The sequence below is a fragment of the Methyloceanibacter sp. genome, from assembly GCF_050726195.1.
Lineage (GTDB): Bacteria > Pseudomonadota > Alphaproteobacteria > Rhizobiales > Methyloligellaceae > Methyloceanibacter.
This window is the reverse complement of record NZ_JBOHJC010000011.1, coordinates 82,909-97,369: the sequence shown is the minus strand read 5'-3', so window position 1 is coordinate 97,369 and position 14,461 is coordinate 82,909. Positions and strand designations below refer to the sequence as shown.

Here is a 14,461-nt window from a genome sequence, read left to right as displayed (position 1 = left end):
ATGCGCCCCGCCGCGCTGGACCGTCCTAGCATCGGACGCCTGCGCGGCTTTGGCAAACGATGAAATAATAGAAGGTCTCCGAGGCGTGGCACTCGACACACTGCGCAAAGGCGCGGCACGAACACTTGGCCTGATCCTGGTCGGTCTCCTGGTCGTCAGTTTTGCGATCTGGGGCATCGCCGACATCTTCACGGGCTATGGCCAGCAGACTTTGATCCGCGTCGGCGACACCGAACTCACGTCGCAAGACTACCTGCGGGCGCAACAAGAAGTACTTCGGTCCATGAGCCAGCAGGCGGGCCGCAGCCTCAGCATCCAGGAAGCGCGCGCGCTCGGTCTCGACGCGCGAGTCTTGGAGCGGCTCATCGGCGGCGCAGCGGTCGACACGCATGCCAATCATCTCGGCCTCGGCGTCAGCGACGACGCCTTGCTGGGGCAGATCATGAAGGACCCCGCCTTCCAGGATCCGACAGGGAACTTTAGCCCGATCGCTTTTCAGGCCGCCTTGCGCAATATCGGCATGAGCGAGGCCGGTTACCTCTACTCCCTGCGCGAGCAGAACCTGCGCCGTCAGCTTCTCACCACGATCGGCGAAGTAGCCGATAGTCCTCAAGTGCTGATCGACGCGCTCAATCGCTACAACGAGGAGCGGCGCATCCTGCGTTACGTGCTGGTGCCGCAATCGGCGGCGGGCGAAATCGGCAACCCCACCGAAGAGCAGCTGAAGAGCTACTACGACAACCACCACGCCAAGTTCACGCAGCCGGAATATCGCAAGCTCGGCGTGCTCGCCGTAACGCCTGAGACGGTCAAGGACCAGGTCAATATCAGCGAGGCCGATCTCAAGGCGGCGTACGAGGCGCAAAAGAATCAGCTCGGCAATCCCGAGCGCCGGCATATCCAGCAAATCGCCTTCCCCGACATGGAGGCAGCCAAGGCCGCGCACGAGAAGATCAAGTCGGGCACCGACTTCGTCGAGGTGGCGAAAGAGCGGGGCCTAAGCGACAGCGACATCGACCTCGGGACGGTTGCGCGGAACGAGCTGGCCGATCCCGTGATCGCCGAGGAGGCGTTCAAGCTCGAAGCGAACGGCGTCAGCGAGCCGATCACGGGCAAGCTCGGCAGCGTCGTGCTGGTGCGGGTGATCGAGATCGAGCCTGGCAAGACCCCGACATTCGAAGAGGCCAAGGCCGACCTCGAGGAGAAGATCCTGAAGGATCGCGCGTCGGGCGCCATCTTCGACTTGCATGATCGGATCGAGGACGAGCTTGCAGCAGGATCCACGCTTGCCGAGACCGCTGCCAAGCTCAAGCTGGACTATGTACTCATCGACCAAGTCGATCGCGAAGGCCGCAAGCCCGACGGTTCAACTGTCACATTGCCGGCGCAAAAGGACGTGCTCAACGGCGCCTTCGCCACCGATACCGGGATCGAGAACGATCCCATCGATGCGAGGGACGAAGGCGTCATTTGGTATGAGGTGCTGGGCATCACGCCCGAGCAGCTCAAACCGTTCGATCAGGTGCGGGACGAGGTCGAGAAGGACTGGCTTGCCGATGAAGCGCGCAACCAGGTCGCCAAGTTTACCCAAGGCCTGGTCACCGCACTGAGCAGCGGTAGCAAATCGCTTGAAGACATGGCGAAGGAGCTTGGTACCGAAGTGTTGCCGACCGAGGCCCTGAAGCGCGACGACATCACCGTGAACGTGCTGCCGGCCGCGGTAGCGCAAGCCTTCACCCTGCCGAAAGGGGGCTACGGCTCGGCGCCATCGGGTGTCGAAGAAGGGCGTATCGTCTTCAAAGTCGAGGATATCGTCGCCCCGCCCGCGATCGACGAACGGGCGATCGAGCGGCTCAAGTCGCGCATCGGGCTTCTCATCAGCGAAGACACGATCGCGGAATATTTCGGGGCGCTGGAAAATCGCTACGGCGTAAGCGTCAATCAGCAGGCCTTGGCCAAGCTGGTGGGCACCGGCGAGGAGCCATGAGCCCAGCGCAGGCTTCGGTCACGCCCCTGCCGCAAAGGAACGGGTCCGCTCCGATCGAGCCAGACTTTACCGACTTCGCGCGGCTCTACGACGAGGGGGTGCCGCAGGTGGCTTGGACGCGGCTCGTGGCCGACCTCGAGACGCCGGTCTCCGCGATGCTGAAGGTCGCCAACGAGCGGCCGCACAGTTTCCTCCTGGAGTCGGTCGAAGGCGGCGCCGCGCGCGGCCGCTACTCCATCATCGGCTGCGAGCCGGACCTCGTGTGGCGAGCAGAGGGGAACAGAGCGGAGATCAACCGGTCGCCGCAGTCTGATCCCGACGCCTTCGCGCCCTCCCCTTTGCCCGCGCTCGCCTCGCTGCGGGAGCTGCTGGCGGAGTCGGCCATCAAGCTTCCGCATGAGCTGCCCCCCATGGCGGCCGGCATCTTCGGCTATATGGGCTATGACACGGTTCGGCTCATCGAGGAGCTCCCAGGAGGCAGGTCCGACCCGCTTGGTCTCCCGGACAGCATCCTGGTGCGGCCGACGCTGATCGTCATTTTCGACAGCGTCAAAGACGAGATGACGGTGGTGACCCCCGTGCGGCCGCTCGCCGGTGTCAGCGCCAAGGCCGCCTATGCGCGGGCCGCCGACCGGCTCAATCTGGTGGTGGAGCGTCTCGACCGGCCGCTACCGCATGCGACCGAGCTCGCCGTCGAGGCGGAGCATCCCAAGCCGGAAGCCGCGACGGCGCCTGACGCCTATAGGGCCAAGGTGGCGCGCGCCAAGGAGTACATCGCGGCGGGTGACATTTTTCAGGTCGTGCTCAGCCAGCGGTTCGAAGCGCCATTTACGCTGCCTTCGTTTGCGCTCTACCGGGCGCTGCGCCGGGTCAACCCCTCGCCATTCCTCTACTACCTCAACTTCGGCGCATTTGCCGTCGTGGGCTCCAGCCCGGAGATCCTCGTGCGGGTGCGCAAGGGCGAGGTCACCATCAGGCCAATCGCCGGCACGCGACCGCGCGGCGCCACGCCGGACGAGGACAAGGCTCTTGCCGAGGAGCTGCTCGCCGACGCCAAGGAGCGCGCCGAGCATCTGATGCTGCTCGACCTCGGCCGAAATGATGTCGGCCGCGTGGCGGAGGTTGGCAGCGTGCGCGTCACCGACAGCTTCTTCCTCGAGTATTACAGCCAAGTCATACATATCGTTTCCAATGTCGAAGGAAAGCTCGATCCAAAGTTCGATGCGGTCGACGCACTGATGGCGGGGTTTCCGGCGGGCACCGTATCGGGGGCGCCCAAGGTGCGCGCCATGGAGATCATCGACGAGCTCGAGGACGAGGCGCGCGGCATCTATGCGGGCTGCGTCGGCTATTTCTCGGCGGACGGCGAAATGGATAGCTGCATCGTGCTCCGCACGTCGGTGGTCAAGGACGGCGTCATGTACGTGCAGGCAGGCGCCGGGGTGGTGGCCGATTCCATCCCAGAGCGCGAGCAGGCGGAGTGCGTGAGCAAAGCGGGCGCGCTGTTCAAGGCGGCCGAGGTAGCCGTGCGTTTCGCCGCACGCGCCAGGCGCGGCCAATAGTGGCGGGTGTCGGAACGATGCTCACCCTCAGCCTGCTGCGCCATGCGAAGTCGAGCTGGAAGAACCCCACCTTGCCGGACCGCGAGCGGCCGCTCGCCACGCGGGGCATGGCCGATGCGCCGCTGATGGGCCGGACGATGGCCGAGCGCGGCATCGACCCGGAGCTCGTGCTGTGTTCGTCGGCGCGGCGCACGGTGGATACGCTGGCGCTCGTACTACCCCAGCTCAAGGTCGAGCCGAAAGTCACCTACGAGGATGCGCTCTATCACGCGAGCCCCGCCGAGATGCTGGAGATACTGCGCGCGATCCAGCCAGGCGCAAGCCGGGTGATGATCGTGGGTCACAATCCGGAAATCCAGGCGCTGGCACTCGATCTTGTCGGCTCGGGGCCGAAGCACGTTCGCGACCGGCTCAGGGAGAAATATCCGACCGCCGGACTTGCCGTGATCAACTTCACGGCGGGGCTATGGTCGAGCATCGACGTGAACAGCGGGAGCTTGAACCTGTTCCTCGTGCCAAGAGAGCTCCGCGCCGGCTGATCCCCCTCGACCTTGACGGGCTATCGGCCCGGGGCGTAACACCAAGCCATGCTGACCCTGATCGATAACTACGATAGCTTCACCTACAATCTCGTTCATTTCCTTGGGGAATTGGGCGCGAGTACGGTCGTCTACCGCAACGACAAGATCACCGTGGACGAGGTGCTGGCGGAAGCGCCAGAGGCGATCGTGCTTTCGCCCGGGCCATGCGATCCCGACCGTGCCGGCATCTGCCTCGAATTGATCGCCCGCGGCGGCCCCGTGGTGCCCATCCTCGGGGTATGCCTCGGCCACCAGGCCATCGGCCAAGTCTATGGCGGCCGCGTGGTGCGGGCGCCTTATCTCATGCACGGCAAGCTGTCCAAGGTGCACCATACCGGCAAGGGCGTGTTCGCCGGCCTGCCGCAGGACTTCTCCGCCACGCGTTACCACTCGCTCGTGGTCGAGCGCGACACCCTCCCCGCCGATCTCGAAATCACGGCCGAGACGGCCGACGGCATCATCATGGGCGTGCAGCACAAGCGCTATCCCGTGCATGGCGTGCAGTTCCACCCGGAGAGCATCGCCTCGGAGCACGGGCACCAGCTGCTCGCTAACTTCCTCGACCTCGCCCGCGTCGAGCGGCGGGCACGCGGGGCCGGGCATAGAGAAGCGGTCGGTGCCCTCTAACCCTGCGCCTGCCGCCAGCACGACGTCCCCAGACTTGCGGGCGGCGATCCGCAAAGTCGCGGCAGGTGAGACCCTCAACCAATACGAAGCCGCCGGAGCCTTCGAGCTGATCATGTCGGGGGCCGCGACCGAGGCGCAGATCGGCGCGCTGCTGCTCGGCATGCATGTGCGCGGTGAAACGGTGGAGGAAATCGCCGGAGCGGCGCGCGTGATGCGCGCCAAGGCCGTGCCGGTACGCGCACCCGAAGGCGCCATCGACACGTGCGGCACCGGCGGCGATGCTAAAGGCACGCACAACATTTCCACTTGCACCGCCTTCGTGGTGGCCGGCGCGGGCGTGCCGGTCGCCAAGCACGGCAACCGGTCGATCTCCTCGCGCTCAGGCTCGGCGGACGTGCTGACCGCGCTCGGAGTGAATATCGAGTGTAACCCTCAGGCCATCGAGCGCTGCATCGCGGAGTGCGGGCTAGGCTTCATGTTCGCGCCGGCCCATCACGCCGCCATGCGCCATGTGGCGAAGGTCAGAAACGAGCTCGGCACGCGTACCATCTTCAATCTCCTTGGGCCGCTCGCCAATCCAGCCTCCACTAAGTACCAGGTGGTCGGCGTGTTTGCGGAGAAATGGGTGGAACCGCTCGCGCACGTGCTGGGGCTGCTCGGCGTGGAGCGCGCCTGGGTGGTGCACGGCGCCGACGGGCTCGACGAACTCACCACCACCGATGTCAGCCATGTGGCGGTGCTCGACAAGGGCAAGGTCTCAACCTTCAAGCTCTCGTCGCGAAACGCAGGACTGCCGGACGCAAAGTCCGAAGATCTGGTCGGCGGCGACGCCACCGAGAACGCCGCTCACCTGCGCGCCGTGCTGCAAGGCAATCAGGGGCCGTTGCGGGATATCGTGCTTTTGAATGCGGCGGCAGCGTTGCTTGTCGCTGGCAAGGCCAAGACCCTGCGGGACGGCGTGGCGTTGGCGGCGGACTCCATCGATAGCGGTAAGGCAAAGGCCGTGCTCGAGGCGCTCGTTAAGCTCAGCCATGATAAGGTCTGAGGCGATGGCGAACGTCCTCGACAAAATCCTCGCTTACAAGCGCGAGGAGATCGCAGCGGCCAAGGCTGCTGTGCCCGAACCGGCCTTGCGCGCGAAGGCGGAAGCCGCGCCGCCGGTTCGGCCGTTCGTAGGCGCCCTGCGTGACCGCATCGCCAGGGGCGGCTTTGGCCTCATCGCCGAGATCAAGAAGGCGAGCCCGTCCAAGGGCCTCATTCGCGCGGACTTCGATCCCCCGACGCTCGCAGTCGCTTATGAGGCGGGCGGCGCGGCCTGCCTCTCGGTCCTAACGGACGGGCCTTCGTTCCAAGGATGCTCCGAGTATCTGACGATGGCGCGCGCGGCGTGCGGACTGCCCGTGCTGCGCAAGGACTTCATGATCGACCCCTACCAAGTGCTTGAGGCCCGCGTGCTTGGTACCGACTGCATCCTCATCATCATGGCGGCGGTGGACGACGCACTTGCGCACGATTTGGAAAATGCCGCGCAAGGTCTCGGCATGGGTGTCCTTGCCGAGGTACATGACGAGCAAGAGCTCGACCGCGCGCTCCGTCTCGACACGCCGCTCGTCGGCATCAACAACCGCGACTTGAAGACCTTCGACACGACGCTTGCTACCACGGAGCGGCTCAGCTCCCGCGTGCCGGCGGACCGCATGGTGGTGGCCGAGAGCGGCATCTTTAGCCACGTCGACCTGACACGACTCGCAGGCGCGGGAGTGCGGGCCTTCCTGGTGGGCGAGAGCTTGATGCGGCAGAAGGACGTCGCGGCGGCCACGCGCGCGCTTCTTACCGGCGCGCCAGTCTCTGCGGAGGTGGCGCCATGAGTGCGCGGCTGTCTCACCTCAATGACAAGGGCGAGGCGCGCATGGTCGACGTCTCGGACAAAGCCGTGACCTCGCGTACTGCGATCGCCGAAGGCTTCGTCGCCATGGCGCCGGAGACCCTCGACCTCATCCTCGAAGGCAAGGCCCCGAAAGGCGACGTGCTCGCCACGGCGCGCATCGCCGGTATCATGGCCGCCAAGCGCACGGCCGAGCTGATCCCACTCTGCCATCCCCTGCCCTTGACGCAAGTCACCGTCGACTTCACGCCATCGCGCGAGCCGGCCGGCCTCAGGGTGGAGGCGACGGCCAAGGTTGAAGGCAAGACCGGCGTTGAGATGGAGGCGCTAACGGCAGTGTCGATCGCCTGCCTCACCATCTACGACATGTGCAAGGCAGTGGACCGGGCGATGTCGTTCTCCGGTATCCGCCTCGTCGAAAAGACCGGCGGCCGCTCCGGCGATTTCCACGCGCGCTGAAGCAAGATGCTGTCTGTCGATGAAGCTCTCGCCCGCGTGTTGAAGGGGCTCGCGCCGCTCGGGACAGAGCGCGTGCTGATTGGCCAAGCGCACGGACGAGTGCTTGCCGAGGATCTCGCCGCCAGACTCACGCAGCCGCCATTCGATGCATCGGCCATGGACGGCTATGCCGTCCGCGCCGCCGACGTGGCTGCCTTGCCGGCGACGCTCAAGGTCGTGGGCGAGTCCGCGGCAGGCGCCGGCTTTAGAGGACGCCTGGAGCGCGGCGAAGCGGTGCGTATCTTTACCGGCGCGCCGGTGCCGGACGGCGCCGACACCATCGTCATTCAGGAGGATGCCGAGGCGGCGGGAAATGGGGTCGTCGTGAAGCACGCCGTGCCAGGCCAGCACATCCGCCCGCGTGGGCAGGACTTCAAGGAGGGTGAGGTGCTTCTCCGCGCCGGCACGCGGCTCAACCCCCGGGCGCTGATGCTCGCGGCTTCCATGAACCACGCCGAGCTTACCGTGCGCCGCAAGCCCAAGGTCGCCATTCTCGCCACGGGGGATGAGGTGGCATCGCCGGGCACCGTGCTTGGCGCAGACCAGATTGTCTCCTCGGTTCCATATGGGCTCGCAGCCCTCATCGAGGCGCAAGGCGGCGAGGTGGTGCTTCTCGGCATTGCCAAGGACGATCCGGAGAGCATCGTCACACTCGCGCGGACGGGCGGGGGGGCTGACATTCTCGTCACCATCGGCGGCGCCTCCGTGGGTGAGCACGATCTCGTGGTCGAGACCCTCCGCGGTGAAGGTCTTGACCTCGCCTTCGCGAAGGTCGCGATGCGGCCTGGCAAGCCGACATTCTTTGGCCGGCTCGGCGAGCAGCGGCTGCTCGGCGTGCCCGGCAATCCCGTCTCGGCGCTGGTCTGCGGCTATGTGTTCCTGGTGCCGATGCTCCACGCGTTGCTTGGGCTTACCGTAGACGACCGGCCGTTGCCTCTGGCGGTTCTCGGCGAGGACTTGGAGGCGAACGGCCCGCGCCAACATTACATGCGGGCGACGTCCTCCTGGCGCGAGGACGGAGAACGAGTTGTGCGCGCCCTGCCCTCGCAGGACTCATCCCTGGTCGCAGCCTTCGCCGAGGCCGACTGCCTCATCGTGCGGCCGCCGCACGCGCCGCCGGCGCCAAAGGGGGCGCGGGTGAAGATCATCCCGCTCAAGGCGTGAATGCGTCCGCCAACGCCGCCAATGCCGCCAATAGCATCGCCAATGCCGCTAATAGCGCCGCCAATGCCGCCAATTAAGACGCCGGAAACCCGAATCGCGCGAGCAAGCTCCGCGCTGCCCCTCTGGCCACCGCATTTTGTGGTCAAGCGGCTTGCGGAACACAAATAGAACATATAAACTGTTCATGATTTGTACAGGCGAGGCACCGAATCGCGCCAGGCTTGGAAGGCGCGCTTCCTGATCGCTCAAAGGGGACCAGATGCTCACACCGAAGCAGAAAGAGCTTCTCATGTTCATCCATGAGCGGTTGAAGGAGTCGGGCGTGCCGCCGTCCTTCGATGAGATGAAGGAGGCCCTAGACCTTAAGTCGAAATCGGGCATCCACCGGCTGATCACGGCGCTCGAGGAGCGCGGCTTTGTGCGCCGCCTGCCCCACCGCGCGCGGGCCATGGAGATCATCAGGCTGCCGGAATCTGTACCCCAGAGCATTGCCGCACGCTCACGCGGCTTCTCGCCGAGCGTGATCGAAGGGAGTCTGGGGCGGGTGCCGCAAGTGGCCGAGGGCGAGGCCATGCCCCAGACCGTCGCCGTGCCCGTCATGGGCCGGATCGCCGCGGGCGTTCCCATCGAGGCGATCCAGACCAGGCTTTCGACCATCGAGGTGCCGCCAGAGCTCTTGAGCAGAGGCGAGCACTACGCGCTCGAGGTCAAAGGCGACTCCATGATCGAGGCAGGCATCCTCGAAGGCGACACCATCATCGTGCGGAAATGCGAGGACGCCACCAATGGCGATATCGTCGTGGCCCTCGTCGACGAGGAGGAGGCAACCTTGAAGCGCTTGCGCCGCCGGGGCGACTCCATCGCGCTCGAGGCGGCCAATCCGGCTTACGAGACCCGCATCTTCGGCCCGGACAGGGTGCGGGTGCAAGGGCGCCTCGTGGGGCTCATCCGCCGCTACTAGCCGGTTCCTACTTCGCTCAATCGGCGCTACGCGCCCAGGGCCGCTTGCCGCGGGCCTGCGCCACCGTCTCGGCACGGATCGACAGGCCTTCGATATAGAGCGCGTGCGCGCCGGCCTCCCGCAACATGCGCCGGTCGACGATGACCCTGGTGCGGCATCTCTTCTGGATGGTGAACGGGGCGATGACGATGTCGGCCACGCGGCAGTCCTCCTCCAGCGCGCCGGGATGGCGCACGAGGGCGACGGTCTTGCCCTTCACCTGGCCGATGCAGCCAAGCGGGTCGCAACGAAATGCCCCCTCGCCCGAAATCGTGTTTGGGTCGCGGTCGTCGCCGTCGGCGAGGAGCCAGTTCTCCACGCTATAGGTCGCAGCCGTCGCCGGCGGGAAGACCAGATTGCCGCCGTCCGACCGCAGCGCGGCGGTCGCACCTTCCCGCTCGATAAGGACATCGGGACGGTTAGATGCAGGCGCGAGGACGAGACCGAGCGCGGCGATGACGAGGCCGAGGGCGCGCATGCGCGTCCGCCACAGACAAAGCCACAGCCCGCCGAGAACGATGAGCGCGAGCGCCGTGCCCGAAATTCGGGGCAGGATGGAAACGGCGCCCGGCCATGACGCCACCCATCGGCCGGTGCCGACCATAAGCTCGATGCCGAAGCCCATGGCGTAGAGCGGCCACGCCTCGAGGCCGAACGGCATGGCGATTAGTGCGAGCAACGCCATGGGCATAATCAGAAGGCTGACGAGCGGCGCCGCCACCAGGTTGGCCACGAGGCTGAAATGGGTCATGCGATGGAAGTGATAGACGGCGAACGGTGCCACGGCCGTACCGGCGACCAAGGTGGTGGCGGCAGCGCCGAACGCGAGGGCACCGCCTTTACGGAGGCCGCGCCAGAGCGGGCTCACGTCGAAAAGGCGAATCCTGTTGCGAGCGGAGAGCCACTCATAGAGGGCCACGAGCGCGACCACCGCCGCGAACGACATCTCGAAGCTCGGATCGAACAGCGATTCCGGCGCCACGACGAGAATGGCGATGGCCGCAAGCGCCACGTTGCGCATGGTGATCGCCGGGCGGTCAAGCATGACGGCGATGAGCATGATGCCCATCATGATCCAGGCGCGGACCGTCGGCACCGAGGCACCAGAGAGTGCGAGGTAGAACGTCGCGGCTGCCAGAGCGACGGCCGCAGCCCATTTCTTGATGGGGGAGTGAAGCGCAAGGCCCGGCGACAGCGCGAGCAGCGCGCGCACCAACCAGAACACGGTGCCGGCCATAATCACCATGTGCAGTCCCGAGATGGCGAGGATATGGGCGAGGCCGGAATCACGCATGGCCTGGGTAAGCTCTTGCGGAATGCCGCCCCGCTCGCCTGTTATGAGGGCCATGGCGACCGCGCCGGTCTCTGTGGGCAACGCTGTATGGATGCGCGCGTTGACGCGCGCGCGGAGCGCGTCGATCACGGACCAGGCGCGCAAACTCCAAGGCGGTACTGGCGCTCCTTCGAGGGGCGCGATGCGACTGGTGGCGTAGCCGACCGCGCCGATCTGCGCGAACCAGGCTTGCCGCCCGAAGTCGAAGCCGCCAGGTTCTACGGGCTCCGGCGGCGGGCCGAGCGTGGCGCGCAGAGCGACGGCCTCACCGGTCGCAGGTCCTGCATCATGAGAGGTCGGGAAGCTCACGCGCACGCGATGGGGACGCATGCTCGCGTCGAGGTCACCGAGAGTGATGATGCGCAGGGTCAGTCGCGCGCGTCCATTAGGACGGCGCTCGACTTCCTCGACAAAGCCGGTGACGGGAACGTAGCGGAGCTCGTTTACGAGCACCGGCGCGTGTACCATCTCCGTGCGAAGCTTGGCGACGGCGAAGCCGAGCGCGAATGCGAGGAACGCGCCGCAGAGTGCAACACCCAAGGGCGCATGGCGAAACGTGAGGCAAAGCCCGAGCGCCCCAATCACGAGGGCGACGGCGATGCGTGGATCAGGCTCGTCGGTCAGCGCGAAGTAGGCCACGATGCCGGCAGCGAAGAGCACCGGGAGCCACAGGAACCAGCGGTCGGCCTCAGCTTCAAGCGCGCGCGCGGCGGAGAAGAGACCGGCCTCGATAAGGCCGCCTCGCCCCCGCCTAGGGCCTTCGACGCCCCATGCCTCTTCGTCCCGGTCCGGCATGGCCCATGCCCAGAACCGGCAGAGGGACCTCGCCCCTGCCCTTACCCCGCACCGCGTCCCCATGCTACACCACGCGCAACTTTGCCCCTAGACCGCAGAGAACTCCCTCCATTCCATGGCTGAAACCGTCATCACCCGCTTTGCGCCGTCGCCGACCGGGTATCTTCACATCGGCGGTGCACGCACAGCCCTGTTCAACTGGCTCTACGCCAAGGCCAAGGGCGGCAAGATGCTGCTCCGCATCGAGGACACCGACCAGGCGCGCTCCACCGAAGGGGCGATCCTCGCCATTCTCGACGGGTTGCGCTGGCTCGAGCTGCACTGGGACGGCGAGCCCGTCTATCAATTGTCGCGGGCTGAGCGGCATCGGCAGATCGCCGAGACGCTGCTCGCCGAGGGCAAAGCCTATCGCTGTTACGCGACGCCGGAGGAACTCCAGGCGATGCGCGACAGGGCCCGGGCTGAGGGCCGCGCTCCGGGTTATGACGGCACGTGGCGCGACCGCGCTCACAGCGAGGCGCCGGCCGGTAGAGCACCCGCGATCCGCTTCAAGGCTCCGCGCGAAGGCGAAACCGTCATCGAGGATCGGGTCCAGGGGCGCGTGGTTTTCGCCAACAAAGATCTCGACGATCTCGTCCTGCTCCGCAGCGATGGCTCACCGACCTATATGCTTTCGGTTGTGGTCGACGATCACGACATGGGTATCACCCACGTGATCCGCGGCGACGATCATCTCACCAATGCCGCGCGGCAGACTCAAATCTTCAAGGCGCTCGGCTGGGAGACGCCGGTCTACGCCCATGTACCGCTGATCCACGGGCCCGATGGCGCCAAACTCTCCAAGCGGCACGGCGCGCTCGGCGTCGAGGCGTACCGCGAGATGGGCTATCTACCCGCAGCGCTCCGCAACTATCTCGTGCGCCTCGGCTGGAGCCACGGCGATGCCGAGATCATATCGACCGAGGAGATGATCGCCTGGTTCGACCTCGATGCCATAGGCCGTTCGGCGGCGCGGTTCGATTTCGCCAAACTTGAAAACCTGAACGGCCATTATCTGCGGGCTATGTCGGACCCGGAAATCGTCGGCCACCTTAAAGCGCTGGTCCCAGACCTCCCCGACGGCGGAGCGCTTGCCGAGCGCATCGGACCGGACGGCTGGCACAAATTGGAGCGCGCCATGCCTGGACTGAAGGAACGGGCCAAGACGCTGGTCGAACTCCTCGATAATGCGGCGTTCCTCTTCGCCAAGCGTCCGCTTCAGCTGGATGAGTCTGCCACTAAGTTGCTGGATTCGGCCGGGCGTGAGACGTTGGCGGATATGCTGCCCAAGCTCGCAGCCGTCGAGCCATGGACGGCGGAAGTACTCGAGGCCTGCGTTCGCGGATTCGCCGAGGAGACCGGCCGCAAGCTTGGGAAAGTCGCCCAACCGGTGCGTGCGGCCTTGACCGGCCAGTCGACCTCTCCTGGGATCTTTGATGTGCTTGAGGTTCTTGGGCGAGACGAGGCCCTCGGGCGCATCAGCGATCAGATTTCGCCAGTGTCATGATGCTTAACATTTGAGCATGTATCTGTGTTGCGCTGCGATAGATTCAACGCGATTATGCGGCAGTGCAAAAATCCAATTCGCGGGGCCTGAACTGCGGCCGGAAGTGATATGTCGTAGGCGCATTCGGTCCCTTCGCCCCTAAGGGGGCAGGAGGTTTTGAGATGAGCGTCGCAGAGGACTACCGGCCGAAGGAAGCCGCCGATGAGGCGTCCCTCACGGTCGCGAGCGCGCGGCATGATCTGCCCGTCCGCAAGGGTACGCTCGGCCCAGACGTAATCGACATCACGTCGCTTTACCAGGACACCGGCTGTTTCACTTACGACCCTGGCTTCACCTCGACGGCGAGCTGCGAGTCGAAGATCACCTTTATCGACGGCGACAAGGGGATTCTGCTCTATCGCGGCTACCCCATCGACCAGCTCGCGGAGCACTGCACCTTCCTCGAGACGGCCTATCTCCTGCTCTACGGGGAACTGCCTACCTACGAGCAGAACGAGGCTTTCAAGCAGCGCATCACGCGGCACACTATGGTGCACGAGCAGATGACCCGGTTCTACACCGGCTTCCGCCGTGACGCGCATCCCATGGCCGTCATGGTGGGCGTGGTCGGCGCGCTCTCGGCCTTCTATCACGACTCGATCGACATCAGGGATCCGAAGCAGCGCGATATGGCAAGCGTGCGCATGATCGCCAAAATGCCCACGATCGCCGCGATGGCCTACAAGTACTCAATCGGCCAGCCCTTCGTTTATCCGAAGAACGATCTCGATTACTCGGCCAACTTTCTTAGAATGTGTTTTGCCGTGCCGTGCGAGGAGTATGTCGTCGACGAGGTGCTGACCCGCGCCATGCGGCGGATTTTCATCCTCCATGCCGACCACGAGCAGAATGCCTCGACGTCGACGGTGCGGCTCGCTGGCTCGTCCGGGGCCAACCCGTTTGCCTGTATCTCGGCCGGCATCGCGTGTCTCTGGGGACCGGCTCATGGGGGTGCCAACGAGGCGGCGCTGATGATGCTACAGGAGATCGGCACGGTCGATCGCATCCCGGAATACATTGCGCGCGCGAAGGACAAGAACGACTCCTTCCGGCTCATGGGATTCGGCCACCGCGTATACAAGAATTACGATCCGCGGGCGAAGATCATGCAGAAGACCTGCCACGAGGTGCTCGAGGCGGTCGGCCATCATAACGATCCGATTCTCAAGGTGGCGCTGGAGCTGGAGCGGATCGCGCTTTCCGACGAGTACTTTATCCAGAAGAAGCTCTATCCGAATATCGACTTCTATTCCGGCATTACGCTCAAGGCGCTTGGGTTCCCGACCGACATGTTCACGGTGCTGTTCGCGATCGCACGTACGGTGGGTTGGATCGCCCAGTGGATGGAAATGATCGAAGACCCATCACAGCGAATCGGCCGGCCGCGCCAGCTCTATACGGGCGCCACCGAGCGCAAGTATGTGCCGATGGAAGCACGCTGACC

12 protein-coding genes are annotated in these 14,461 nt (G+C 65.3%); 11 read left to right on the top strand and 1 reads right to left on the bottom strand.

The window, feature by feature from the left end; all coding sequences use genetic code 11:
- The first annotated feature begins 85 nt into the window (after window positions 1-85).
- The 9 genes from ACRECX_RS09590 to lexA all read left to right on the top strand — a co-directional run bounded on the left by ACRECX_RS09590 (window position 86) and on the right by lexA (window position 9,265).
- The gene (locus ACRECX_RS09590; protein WP_431558608.1) at window positions 86-1,987 is read left to right on the top strand and encodes a peptidyl-prolyl cis-trans isomerase; all 1,902 of its coding nucleotides are present in this window, start codon (window positions 86-88) and stop codon (window positions 1,985-1,987) included.
- Complete coding sequence (gene trpE / locus ACRECX_RS09585) at window positions 1,984-3,549, top strand: anthranilate synthase component I (RefSeq protein WP_431558607.1); 1,566 nt, start codon at window positions 1,984-1,986, stop codon at window positions 3,547-3,549. Before ACRECX_RS09590 ends, trpE begins: the two co-directional genes overlap by 4 nt.
- A gap of 17 nt (window positions 3,550-3,566) precedes the next feature.
- Entirely contained in the window at window positions 3,567-4,088 is a 522-nt protein-coding gene (locus ACRECX_RS09580) for a SixA phosphatase family protein (RefSeq protein WP_431558606.1), read from the top strand.
- A gap of 48 nt (window positions 4,089-4,136) precedes the next feature.
- Window positions 4,137-4,757 (top strand): anthranilate synthase component II, encoded by a 621-nt coding sequence (locus ACRECX_RS09575; protein ID WP_431558605.1) that lies wholly within the window; start codon window positions 4,137-4,139, stop codon window positions 4,755-4,757.
- Complete coding sequence (gene trpD, locus ACRECX_RS09570) at window positions 4,747-5,802, top strand: anthranilate phosphoribosyltransferase (protein WP_431558604.1); 1,056 nt, start codon at window positions 4,747-4,749, stop codon at window positions 5,800-5,802. The genes ACRECX_RS09575 and trpD overlap by 11 nt, the downstream gene beginning before the upstream one ends.
- A 4-nt stretch (window positions 5,803-5,806) precedes the next feature.
- Window positions 5,807-6,625 carry an indole-3-glycerol phosphate synthase TrpC gene (trpC, locus tag ACRECX_RS09565; protein ID WP_431558603.1) on the top strand — a complete coding sequence of 273 codons (819 nt, stop codon included), beginning with the start codon at window positions 5,807-5,809 and terminating at the stop codon, window positions 6,623-6,625.
- Window positions 6,622-7,101 (top strand): cyclic pyranopterin monophosphate synthase MoaC, encoded by a 480-nt coding sequence (gene moaC / locus ACRECX_RS09560; RefSeq protein WP_431558602.1) that lies wholly within the window; start codon window positions 6,622-6,624, stop codon window positions 7,099-7,101. Before trpC ends, moaC begins: the two co-directional genes overlap by 4 nt.
- 6 nt (window positions 7,102-7,107) lie before the next feature.
- The gene (locus tag ACRECX_RS09555; RefSeq protein WP_431558601.1) at window positions 7,108-8,304 is read left to right on the top strand and encodes a molybdopterin molybdotransferase MoeA; all 1,197 of its coding nucleotides are present in this window, start codon (window positions 7,108-7,110) and stop codon (window positions 8,302-8,304) included.
- Window positions 8,305-8,563: 259 nt separating this feature from the next.
- Window positions 8,564-9,265 (top strand): transcriptional repressor LexA, encoded by a 702-nt coding sequence (lexA, locus tag ACRECX_RS09550; protein ID WP_431558600.1) that lies wholly within the window; start codon window positions 8,564-8,566, stop codon window positions 9,263-9,265.
- A gap of 16 nt (window positions 9,266-9,281) precedes the next feature.
- On the opposite strand, the gene ACRECX_RS09545 is transcribed toward lexA, so the two are convergent.
- Window positions 9,282-11,432, bottom strand: a complete 2,151-nt coding sequence (locus tag ACRECX_RS09545) for a ComEC/Rec2 family competence protein (RefSeq protein ID WP_431558599.1) — start codon at window positions 11,430-11,432, stop codon at window positions 9,282-9,284.
- Between the two features lie 115 nt (window positions 11,433-11,547).
- Between ACRECX_RS09545 and gltX the strand changes: the two genes are divergently transcribed.
- Together gltX and gltA are read left to right on the top strand one after the other, a co-directional pair.
- Complete coding sequence (gene gltX, locus ACRECX_RS09540; protein WP_431558598.1) at window positions 11,548-12,978, top strand: glutamate--tRNA ligase; 1,431 nt, start codon at window positions 11,548-11,550, stop codon at window positions 12,976-12,978.
- A gap of 161 nt (window positions 12,979-13,139) precedes the next feature.
- The gene (gene gltA, locus ACRECX_RS09535) at window positions 13,140-14,459 is read left to right on the top strand and encodes a citrate synthase (protein WP_431558597.1); all 1,320 of its coding nucleotides are present in this window, start codon (window positions 13,140-13,142) and stop codon (window positions 14,457-14,459) included.
- Window positions 14,460-14,461 lie beyond the last annotated feature (2 nt).